Source organism: Bacillus cereus group sp. BfR-BA-01382 (assembly GCF_022663475.1).
In the GTDB taxonomy this organism is placed as follows: Bacteria; Bacillota; Bacilli; order Bacillales; family Bacillaceae_G; genus Bacillus_A; species Bacillus_A thuringiensis_S.
The window spans coordinates 1-9291 of the sequence record NZ_JAKUFQ010000154.1; the positions used below are offsets into that span (position 1 = coordinate 1).

Genomic DNA, 9291 nt, shown 5'->3' on the forward strand with positions numbered 1-9291 from the left:
TCCTGCAAATCGTAATAAGCGAAAAAATGATGCGATGAGCCAATGAATATTATAGTCATCTGGGGTTTGAAAAAATCCAATCAAATTCATAGGAACAACCATTGCACCAGGGGATCTATCGATTAAAACTGCTACTTTCCCATCAAGTAAATGATTTGAAATGGCGTCTGGGCGTTCGCTTAAATACGCCTGTGGAAAAGGAGTCCAATTTTGATCTTTTGTATAATTAGATAGTTCTCCAATGCTCAATACCGCATCCGTTTTAATTTTACAGATTCTAGTTTCTATTTCTTGAACTACATCTGCGCTCGCAACATCACCTAAGTAAATTAAATAGACTAATGAAGTTGCTCTTTCTCCAATCATCAGCTTTTTGATTTTTAATTCTGTAGAAGGAATATATCGACGAATTAAGCCTATATTTTTTGTGGCATTCTCAATAAATCCATCATGTGAGCCTTTAATAGTAACTTCTGAAATTGGTTCTTGAATCGCTCTTTCTGCCCAGCCTTTTGTATTAATTAAAAGTGACCGCTTTTCACCTTCCATAAATAGAATACATTGCCCCTCAAGTAATCCTTCTTTAATTTCATTCCACGTATATACTATTTTGGTATGAGTAGCAACAATATTAGAATTAAATATTTGACTGTCTTCATTTACTTTTTGTAATAATGGTGTAACAACATTGCCTTTTAAAGCGACACCATCTGTAAGGCCTTCAAAATAATATAGTAAAATATTAGTGTTTGTTTTCAATTGCAAAGGATGTTCAACCAAATCGGCACAAATATCAAAGGTGTGTTCTAATCTATTTTTGAGTTCTTGTAAATTATTCGTCTGAATAGTTTCAACGATATCATTCGTGATAGTTTTTAATTTTTCTTCAATTAAGGACATGCGTTCACCCTCTTAATATGTATAATAGTCCATTTTTATTATTATTATTATTTTTCTATAATTAAATTCTATTCATTGAGTTTAATTATTTTGAAAGGAATGAAGTAGAAAATGTTTTTGAACTATCCTCAATTTCAATTAATTTAGGAAACCTCCACAATCCTTGCGGTTAGAAGTATTATCGCTTCATTCTTTAGATTAATACTTGCGTTAATTTCCCGATCATGGCGTGTACGACAAGAAGGACAGTAAGATAGAATTTTAACGTCTCTGTTTTGATATCCACAACAAGAACATAATTAGCTCGAAGCAAATGTTTTCGATACGAAAATGACTTGTTTGCCATACCATTTTGGTTTGCATTCTAACATGGATCGAAACTGTGACCATGATACCTCACTTATTGCTTTTTATATATTCAATACTTGCAAATCTTCTATACCGATAACATCATGATTTTTGTTGATCTCCGTTGAGATTTTATCCAAGTAATCTTTTCTAGTATTATTCATGTATGTATGAATTCTAGCTACTTTTATTAGCTATTTATTCCAGCGAGAAGATTCTTTCATTCATCTAGAAAGAATACGTTGTGCTTTCGCCAACTTCTCTTCTAATGATTGGAAAAACTTCGAACTGTTCTAGGTAGTTCCATATGACAAAGTGGCGAAATCTTACAGTTCTACATCCATTTCAATGTAAAAATTTATTTTTGAAAGTTCTTGCACTTCTGTTTCAACTAATAGGGATCATGAAAGGATAACGTTTTTGGGTATTTGAGGGAGTTCTTATGAACCTTATCATAAATAAATGAGGTTTTGTATGTTCGATTTTTAAATAATACCCAAGAAGGAGTTGGCTGCAGTTATAGTAATAATCTGTTTTTGTATTTCTATAATAGATAATTTTTTTAAAAAACAGAATTATCTTGACGGTTATTAAATAGATTGATATGGTTATAAAAAAATATTTCTTATCCAGAGAGGTGGAGGGACTGGCCTTATGAAACCTCAGCAACAGGTCTGCTTAAGTAGACACTGTGCTAATTCCAGCGGGTGATAATCCTGGTAGATGAGAGCTTCCGTTTTTATTTGTCAGTAGCGCCCTCTTTTTTAGAGTGCGTTTTTGTTTTTTCTGGATAGTAACTAAAGGAGAGTAGAAATGGAGAACAAAAATGGGCAAGAATTTCAAAGGAAAATGCAAGCACGTCATTTAGTCATGCTATCACTTGGTGGGGTGATTGGAACTGGTTTATTCTTAAGCTCGGGTTACACTATTCAACAAGCTGGCCCGTTTGGAACAATTCTATCCTATCTGATTGGTGCGCTAGTGGTTTATCTAGTTATGCTATGTTTAGGCGAGCTTTCCGTACATATGCCTGAAACGGGCGCATTTCATAGTTATGCAGTTAAATACATTGGACCGGGTACAGGGTATACAGTAGCCTGGTTGTATTGGTTAACTTGGACTGTTGCTTTAGGTTCTGAATTTACAGCTGCAGGATTACTTATGAAGCGATGGTTTCCATCGGTTAATGTTTGGGTATGGAGTGCTCTTTTTGCCATTTTGATCTTTGTATTAAATGTCCTGACTGTTAAATTTTTCGCCGAATCCGAATTTTGGTTTTCATTGATAAAGGTTATAGCTATTGTGTTTTTTATTGTTTTAGGAGTAGCGGCAATGCTAGGGTTTCTTCCGATGACTCATTCAAAAGCAGCACCACTCTTTTCTAATTTTACAAGTGGAGGTTTATTTCCTCATGGTGCTACGGCTATTATGATGACCATGCTTGCGGTTAATTTTGCTTTTTCGGGAACAGAATTAATAGGCATTGCAGCTGGAGAAACAGCGAACCCGGAAAAAATGATACCGAAGGCCATTCGAACTACTCTGTGGAGATTGATCATCTTTTTTGTAGGAACGATTGTTGTTTTATCTGCGTTATTGCCTAGTTCTGATGCAGGGGTATTAGAGAGCCCTTTTGTTGCAGTTCTAGAACGAATTGGGGTGCCATATTCAGCTGACATAATGAATTTCGTTATCTTAACAGCCATTTTATCTGCGGCAAACTCAGGCCTTTATGCCTCTTCTAGAATGCTTTGGTCGCTTGCTAATAAGAATACGATATCTCCGATTTTTGGGAAAATGACGAAGCAAGGTGTTCCAATCAACGCCGTCATTTTCAGCATGGTGGGTGGAGCTTTGGCTTTGCTATCAAGTATTGTGGCACCAGATACTGTCTATATCGTACTTGTTTCCATTTCCGGTCTAGCAGTAGTTATAGTTTGGATGAGTATTAGTGCTTCCCAGTTCCTATTTCGCAGACAATTTTTGAAAGAAGGAAATTCTGAAAAGGACTTGATTTATCGCACACCACTATATCCATTCGTACCAATTGCTTCTTTTAGCCTTTGTCTGGCATCGTGTATTGGAATTGCATTCGATCCAACACAGAGAATTGCCTTATATTGCGGCATACCGTTTATTTTGTTTTGCTATGGAAGTTATTATCTAACAAAAAATCTAAAAAAGAGGAGTATAGATTATGTCGAACAAAATCAACCCAATTGATGCTATTTTATCCCAACATTCCATTATGCTTCTTGACGGAGCATTAGCTACTGAATTGGAGGGGCATGGATGTAATTTGGACGATCCACTTTGGTCGGCACGTGTGTTATTAGAAAATCCGGAACTAATTTATCAGGTTCATTCGGACTATTTTCGTTCTGGAGCGGACTGTGCCATAACAGCAAGCTATCAAGCTACTATTAGTGGTTTTTCCGCGCGTGGAATACAAGAACAGGAAGCTTTGGAATTAATTAAGAAAACGGTGTTACTTGCAAGAAGGGCAAGAGATGATTTTTGGAAGGAAAATATTCAAACGAATAGGCCTAAACCATTGGTTGTTGCATCAGTTGGGCCGTACGGGGCTTACCTTGCAGATGGTTCAGAGTATGTAGGTAACTATGGTGTGACAGATAAAACATTAGCAGACTTTCACCGTTCGAGAATGTCTGCGTTAATCGAAGCAGGTGCAGATCTATTGGCATTTGAAACGATCCCTTCCCTGCAAGAAGCAAGAGTATTAGATACATTATTGAGTGAGTTTCCAGAAACATATGCGTGGCTTTCCTTTTCGCTAAAAAATGAGAAAGAGATTAGTGAAGGTATGAAACTCGTGGAGTGTGCACGAGTTTTTGAGAAAAGTGAACAAATTGTAGCGATAGGCATCAATTGTGCGCCAGTAACCGTTGTGACTGGTGCAATTCAAGAGTTGAGGGCAAACACCAAAAAACCGATTATTGTTTATCCAAACTCTGGTGAAACTTATAATCCGGAAACAAAAACATGGCATGGTCATGAACAATGTAACGCGTTGGATATTCTATCTGAAGAATGGTACCAAGCAGGTGCACGTTTAATAGGTGGATGTTGCAGAACGACACCTTATCACATTGAGGAGATATCGAACAAGTGGCGTTCTTCCGAGTTTTTCTATTCGAAAGAAGCAAAACAGTAATGTAATGGATGATAATCTAACTTTTTGTGTATTTTCATGATTTTGCTTGTTCAGGAACCTACAGTTACGTCTAATGGCACAAAAAGCCTTTTCAGAGACACAAATGTGGATAGTAGCCTCGGGAATCCAGTGGACTTTTGGGTACCTTAGGTATGGAAAGGAATCAGGGAAAATAAACACCGCTAGTTTAATAGATATGGTAGACAACATGCTGAATCTTTTAATGAACATATAGTTGATCCAATTGAAGATGAAGTACCAGCGCTCTTATAACCAGAGGCAAAGCAGCATTTCTAATTGAAAAGATGCTACTTTGCTTTTTTGTATTCTTTCATTATTTTATAAAACGTGTTTCTTTTAACTCTAAGATTTCCATAAGCATAACAACAGTTATTTCTCAATGAGTTTCTTCTATTAAATTTTTATCTTTTAAAAACCTTTATACCAGAATTACCTATTTACACAATGGCTGAGTGAATATATATGAAATTGGCTGGTTTCTATTCTAAACATATACTCTATTATATAGATAAACACAAATAGATTAGGGAGTTACTAGCAATATGACAGAGATAGAAATTATTAAATCAAAAGAAAAATTAACCATTATATGGCAAAGTGCAATAATAAATATTTCTTTAGAGGATATCGTTGAGGTTAATACAAATAATACTATTATGAACACTACCAAAGTGGTAAAGGTCGGTAGGGAGTTTGAATTTTCAGAAATAGTTGTTATTAGAACAAAAAAATTAGATTATGAACTATTTACAACTAATAAATTATCACTGCTAAATAAAATCAACTTTTAACTTGCAAAAAGTTCTGATGTTAATTTTTCTAAGTAGTTTATAACAAAGCACGACAAGGTTCCCTATAGGTAGACTATAGTATCAAAGAATCTTGATAGAGAATAAACGTAATGACAGACATGAAAAAAAGGTTTGGAAATCAATTTTAATTATATAAAAATTACACATTCAAATTAAAATTCATCTTCCAAAATTAGATTACCTGCATCATTATCTTTCGTCAAGCGCTGATTTAAATAATTTTCTTTTGTAGTACGATCATTTTTATGACCTACTGCAGCTGCGATAATATGAGGTGGTAATCCTTTGTAATCATATAAGTACTGTACATAAAAATGTCTAAAGAAGTGCGGAGTAATTCCCATATTCTCTGTAAAGGGTAGCTGAGTATCTTTAATAATTTTAGAAATATATTGTGACAAATAATTCTCTCTATAAGCAGTATGGTTTTTAGTTTGAAATACTGTCCCACCATTTCTATTCCCAATGTCTATAGGTAATCTTCTCCGCATTCGAAATGCGGCAATCCGATTAAAAATCTCCTTATTAATAGAAACAATCCGCTCATTATCTCCCTTTGTATCAACCTTTAAATAATATCGTCCTCGTATAGCGTCATACTCAAGATCATCCCACTTTGCATGTGCGACTTCTGCAACACGTAATCCTGTAGTAGCTAGGACTGACAATAAGGCGTAATTAATTTCATTATCCTTGTAGTAATGAAGCAATTGTTTTACTTCCTCATATGATAACTCCCGTTTAGGTTTATGTTGTTTATTTACAGCTGTACTTAGTATCTCAACATGTAGAGGATCCTGAATATATTGGATTTCATATAGCCATTTCAAATATGAACGAATAATACCAAGCTTTCTACTAACTGTAGATGGCTTGTATTTATCTTTTGACTGATAGGAGATTGCCTCTTGAGATAACCATTTTTGATAATTACGGATATGCCGTTTCCTAAGGTTTCTCCATACTTGACCAAATTTATAATCCTTTACATCTTTCTGTAGAAATTCCTCACTTTGTTTAATAAAGAAATAAAACTGACTTAAATCACGTGCATATAGGATTCTTGATGCATCTTTGATGCGTTTTTCTTGGTCAAAATGTGTTTGTCGATTCAAGTAGTAGTACAGTATTTCTTCATCTGAAAATCCTTCATATGTATATGAATCTTCTCTTTCGTTATTTTCCTTTTTTACTTCCGCTTCATTTAAATAATCAGGGTTCCATAATGCAATTAGATTTGTGAAATTTTGTTTTTGTTTCTCTATGTTATTTAAAGAAGTCTCACTATGAACAATATCTAATTCAAATTTCAATGTTATTCAACTCCTTATAAATTCCTTTTATATTAAATATTATAAAGTAAGCAGTATATAGTAACTATAGAAAATCTCCCATTTTCTATGGTTATTATTTAATTTTAAAAATAGTTTTTTTATTATATAGTTTAATATTTTGTAAAATTAAATTTAAAAAGAAAGTTAAATTAGACATTACTCTAATTTACAATCTAATATATATATCGATATATGTTATAATTTATTTAAAATGTAAATACTATAAATTTTAATTTACATAATATTATTATGTAAATTACGAGGTGTGAGGAGGAATTAGAATGATTAGCGCATATGAAATGACTATGACTACAAATGAAGTAAAAGATTATTTAGATATAAGTCACTTTATTTTTAATAATTTAATGAAGCAAGGAAAGCTAACACCAATCAATAAGGATACGTGGCGTTTAGATGGTAGTTTTTTATTTAGTAGAGAAGAAGTAGAAAAAGTAAAAGAAGAACGTAAAATTGAGGGGATTACTTTATATCAAGCAAGTAAAGAGTATCATATTAGTATGAATCAGCTTGAAAAATGGATAGAAGAAGGAAAGTTAGTTTATTTTTTAATAGAACATCGTAATCGACAAACGAAATTTGTGAAGGAGGAGGATGTTCGTGAACTTGTTCAGCAAGTAGAACAAGTTAATCATATATATACATTTTCGCAGAAATATAATGTAGTATTATTTCAAAAGTTTGTAAAAGGCAATACATTGGCACGTGTTATTTCTATTCCAAAACGTGGTGATATTATAGTTCTTGATGAATTTGGAACTAATATGACACTTAGCGAGGCATTAAAAGCAGGATATGAGTCCGCTTATAAACTGTCGGATAAACCTAGAAGTCATCATCAAAGGTTTGTTAAGTTTCGTTTTCCTAAATCTGCGCAATTACGAAACAATATTTTTCACATAATCGATAATATATTACAGTACGTATCTCCAAGAAATATAAAGATTTTAGAAGAAGAAACATTTTGGTATTTTGAGATTCGTCAATCATTAATTACATTACCACCAGGAATTCAAATGGAATGGATTGAGGAGTTAACACCTTATATAATAGAAGGGAAAATTGTTCCAAGAATGAATCATAGCGTATATTTGGATAGTAATACAGTAACGAAGTCTGTCATACTTACAAGTAAGGAATACAAATACTTGAAAGAAATTACAAATGAAACAAATAGCTCTATTGAAGAATTTATAGCCATTGCTATTAGAGATAAGATTAATGGGCACTTACTTAAGTGAAATCGAATTTTTTAATGAATTAAAGTTAAATCTAGGTATTTTCTCTTTTACTTTTATTAAAATGCTTTAGGTGAAACGGAATAAATGCTAAGTTCCTATTACTAATAGTTGGGATATAAAAACTGAATATATAGTTTTTATATATTTAATACTTCCTATAAAGTCTGTTATCAGACTTTCGGAAGTATAGAAAGGAAAGAAAAAATTCAAAAATAGTTGTATGAATAATGTAGCGACAAATTATCTCTTTATGTATTATGTAAAAATATCTATTGTGTATGTGAAATAAATTTATATGTATGTTTTAATTATTAATGTTAAAAAAGTACCCTATATTTTTGATATTATTTATATTTTTGTTTTAGTCCAAACTGCATTACGGCCTTTTGATATTAGTTTAATTAATTTTTCTTCTTGTAAACATGCAAATGCTTTATTGATCGTGCTTGGTGAAACATCTGAAAATACCATCCGTATTGCTTCTTTTGTAAAAGGGAGTTCTTGTTTTAATATATACTCTTTAATTTTAAAGCTTTTATTCCCTTTCAGTTGGTAACTTGTAATATGTACGTCTAGTTCTTTATATGCTTCTAGAATAATATGTAATAGACATTTTAATATAAAGGATACATTGTGTTCTTGAAAATGCCAATTTGCTGAAGATTTATATAGGGCATCATAATAATCTCTCTCGTATTTTTTTATTATTTTATCTAGTGAAATATATTTCACTAGTGAATGTTTACTTTGTAATAGTAATAAAGATATAAGTAGACGTACCATTCTTCCATTTCCAGATTCAAAAGGAAAAATACATATAAAATTAAGTACAAAATTACAAATTAAAATTAGTGGATCAATATCTTTTTGATTTAATAAATAATTATATTCTTCACATAAATTTTTTACTGCTTCTGGGATTTCTTTAATTGTTAAAGGGCGATAGCAATAAAATGAGAAATTAAGTTGCTCATGTTCTTCAAGTAAGATGTCCTGTTTTCTCCACGTTCCACTATCCGAAGTAGCATATTTAAAAAGTTGAAAATGTATTTCTAAGATTGTACTTGGATCAATAGTAAGCCTTTCATAGTTATTATGAATGAGTGATAGCGCATCAACGTAACAAGATATTTCATCTTCAATCATTGTTTTTGGCGACAGATCATATGTAATTAATTCTTTTAACCTTTTATTTGTTATTTTTAAGTTTTTATACATTGCGACAAAATCTTTGGTATGTTGAAGTTGAGTAGATATTTGCAACTTTTCTAATGTACATGGAAATTCCTTCTCATAGACCTCCAATCTCCCTTGGTATTGCTTTATTTTTCCAATTAGGCTTGCTACATCTAAATTTACCAATAAATTTGTGAATTTTTCGCCAAAAAACGACATATTTTTCCCCTCCTATAATATAAAACTATACAATACTTAACTGTATT

Annotated in this window: 7 protein-coding genes, 1 pseudogene and 1 riboswitch; of the genes and pseudogenes, 4 read left to right on the plus strand and 4 right to left on the minus strand. The window is 32.2% G+C overall.

The features are described 5' to 3' along the window. On the minus strand, window positions 1-900 hold a 900-nt coding region (locus MR160_RS31640), incomplete at its 3' end, for a spore germination protein (RefSeq protein WP_242299036.1). Window positions 901-1043: 143 nt separating this feature from the next. Next, a pseudogene (locus tag MR160_RS31645) lies at window positions 1044-1649 on the minus strand (RNA-guided endonuclease TnpB family protein); the annotation flags it as partial. Window positions 1650-1870: 221 nt separating this feature from the next. Next, window positions 1871-1978: riboswitch (SAM riboswitch) on the plus strand. 83 nt (window positions 1979-2061) lie between these two features. Between MR160_RS31645 and mmuP the strand changes: the two are divergent. The 3 genes from mmuP to MR160_RS31660 all read left to right on the plus strand — a co-directional run bounded on the left by mmuP (window position 2062) and on the right by MR160_RS31660 (window position 5235). Then, window positions 2062-3471, plus strand: coding sequence for an S-methylmethionine permease (gene mmuP / locus MR160_RS31650; RefSeq protein WP_242299037.1), 1410 nt, complete (start codon window positions 2062-2064; stop codon window positions 3469-3471). After that, on the plus strand, window positions 3446-4423 hold the full coding sequence (gene mmuM / locus MR160_RS31655; protein ID WP_242299038.1) for a homocysteine S-methyltransferase: 978 nt from the start codon (window positions 3446-3448) through the stop codon (window positions 4421-4423). The genes mmuP and mmuM overlap by 26 nt, the downstream gene beginning before the upstream one ends. A gap of 563 nt (window positions 4424-4986) precedes the next feature. Next, entirely contained in the window at window positions 4987-5235 is a 249-nt protein-coding gene (locus tag MR160_RS31660) for a SunI/YnzG family protein (protein WP_242299039.1), read from the plus strand. A 173-nt stretch (window positions 5236-5408) separates the two neighbouring features. Here the strand turns inward: MR160_RS31660 and MR160_RS31665 are convergent, their stop codons facing one another. Then, window positions 5409-6569 (minus strand): tyrosine-type recombinase/integrase, encoded by a 1161-nt coding sequence (locus MR160_RS31665; RefSeq protein WP_242299040.1) that lies wholly within the window; start codon window positions 6567-6569, stop codon window positions 5409-5411. Window positions 6570-6871: 302 nt separating this feature from the next. On the opposite strand from MR160_RS31665, the gene MR160_RS31670 reads away from it, so the two are divergent. Then, window positions 6872-7849 (plus strand): DNA-binding protein, encoded by a 978-nt coding sequence (locus tag MR160_RS31670; protein WP_242299041.1) that lies wholly within the window; start codon window positions 6872-6874, stop codon window positions 7847-7849. Window positions 7850-8197: 348 nt separating this feature from the next. Here the strand turns inward: MR160_RS31670 and MR160_RS31675 are convergent, their stop codons facing one another. Then, entirely contained in the window at window positions 8198-9244 is a 1047-nt protein-coding gene (locus MR160_RS31675) for a Fic family protein (RefSeq protein WP_000007498.1), read from the minus strand. Window positions 9245-9291 lie beyond the last annotated feature (47 nt).